Genomic DNA, 1,943 nt, shown 5'->3' on the forward strand with positions numbered 1-1,943 from the left:
CGATATCTTTAAAGCAATCAAACTATCTGGAATAGAATATAAGGTTATTCATTTTGGTGCGTGTAGGGTTGAACGAAATGGTTCAGCAGTGCCTAATTTTGAATAGACTTTATGTAGGCTTGAACTTTTGAGTTTTGATTAGTTGTGGATGAAGAAAAAGCTACAGCCATCTAAGCTTATCGAGGAGCATGATAACTGTAGCTTTTATCTTAAAATTAAATCGCTATTTCATTTCAAGGAAACGAAATAGAGCAGATAGCTTACTCCAGTAGAGATTTTGATTTTTCGGCGACTTCATGTTGCCTAATGCTATATATTTCAATGAGTTACCCTTCTGGTTTGAATGGTTCTGGAATAGAAATTGGAGCCGGAGATGAAATCGTAATGCACGGTCGGGCTGCACTCATAGTGTTACCTCAAATGTGATTTTTATGTCAGCTTTTACTTAGGTAAAAGCTCCATTTGGCTTGTTGTTAAGAGAATTAAAATCACTAGAATGCATCACTTGGTTTCATGCTGAATCCATTCCATATGAAACATAGCTCGTTTTAGATGTTGCTAAAGAAGAACTGGATATTGCGATCTTTTAGATTTAGACGTAACCTTTTGTCCAGATGTGAAAAAACCGACTTTGGAGAGTCGGCTTTTTTCGGAATACTTACGAGTTTGGTAGCTCCGGTAAGTCCTTTCATGATAGCTCATATCGTTTAAGCACTTCAAGTATTCCTGCACTCTGTTTGGATCAAGATGTTTTGGACAGAACGACGCGCATCAGCCACCGACCAAGGGAAGTCCGATAGGTGGCAGGTAAAGGCACTAATCAGAACTTGCGAAAGCACAATAAAACCGCCTTGTTGTAGCTGCTAGACGGGGATTAGCGGAAAAGGAACAACTGATTAGTGTTGTGTGACTCGGATGGGGGGCGAAAGCCTTTACACACAGCGCAGGGCAGCCCCGAAATAAGGGGAGAAATCCTTAGTTCAGAAAGCGACCAAAGATAGTATCCAAATCACTCAAAGTTGAGTCGAAATGGGTAGGGGTCGGCGCAGCCGAAATAAGCAAAATTGCGGCGCGTAGCTGCTCCAACGCCGTTACACTGCTCTTATACAGCAAGGCCTCCTACAGTACCAATTAATAGCGTAAGGCTTGGCTATGGCGTGTTAAACAGGTGGTGTTTGTGTTTTCAAATATTCACTTTTGACTAGTTTGTGATGGAATGCAGTCCTGATGGTTACGTAGCTTTTCCGATGTAAATCCCCCTAAAAAGTGTCACAAACTTTCACATGGTTTTTAGGGTAGTTCTGCTTGTTTGATATGGAGAGAAACGCATCTCGCGCGTTTTAGAGCGCCTGAGGGATGTTTTTGTCAGTAAAACTATCGATTTAACATATGATCGATAATGCGAAATGAAAATTACTTTTTGATGAGTCGATGACGACTTCATTTGCTATAGAATTTGAACAAGCAATTTTGTGACCTTTGTCAAAAAAAAACTTGACATCGTAGGCAACTTGAGTAATACTGGATTCGCTCTGCTGTTCAGAGTTATTAAATGTAAAGTTTCATATTAAGCAAAACCTCTCCTTGTTGTACCTCTCCACGTTGCAATACCTAGAATGACCCTTAGTTGTACCTAATCATTAAATAATTCAATGTCTTAGCGCATCGCATTTTGCGATATAATTAATTTAATTCTATAAGGGACAACAATGTCTAACTCAAATAAAGCAACTGGTTCAGTTAAATGGTTCAACGAATCGAAAGGTTTTGGTTTTCTTTCTCAAAGTGATGGTGGTGACGATGTTTTTGTTCACTTTAATGCCATTGTATCTGATGGATTTAAAACTTTGATTGAAGGTCAACAGGTTACATTTAATGTTGAGAGAGGCCAGAAAGGCCTACAAGCGGCTAATGTTTGCCTTGCTTAAAAACGAATCTAAAAA

1 protein-coding gene is annotated in these 1,943 nt (G+C 39.3%); it reads left to right on the top strand.

Annotated features, from left to right (window positions below):
* Nucleotides 1-1,709 precede the first annotated feature (1,709 nt).
* Complete coding sequence (locus tag R7F67_RS23800) at nucleotides 1,710-1,928, top strand: cold-shock protein (RefSeq protein WP_046820894.1); 219 nt, start codon at nucleotides 1,710-1,712, stop codon at nucleotides 1,926-1,928.
* The last annotated feature ends 15 nt before the right edge of the window (nucleotides 1,929-1,943 follow it).

Origin of the sequence: Vibrio sp. YT-17 (genome assembly GCF_033337375.1) — a bacterium.
Taxonomy (GTDB): domain Bacteria; phylum Pseudomonadota; class Gammaproteobacteria; order Enterobacterales; family Vibrionaceae; genus Vibrio; species Vibrio alginolyticus.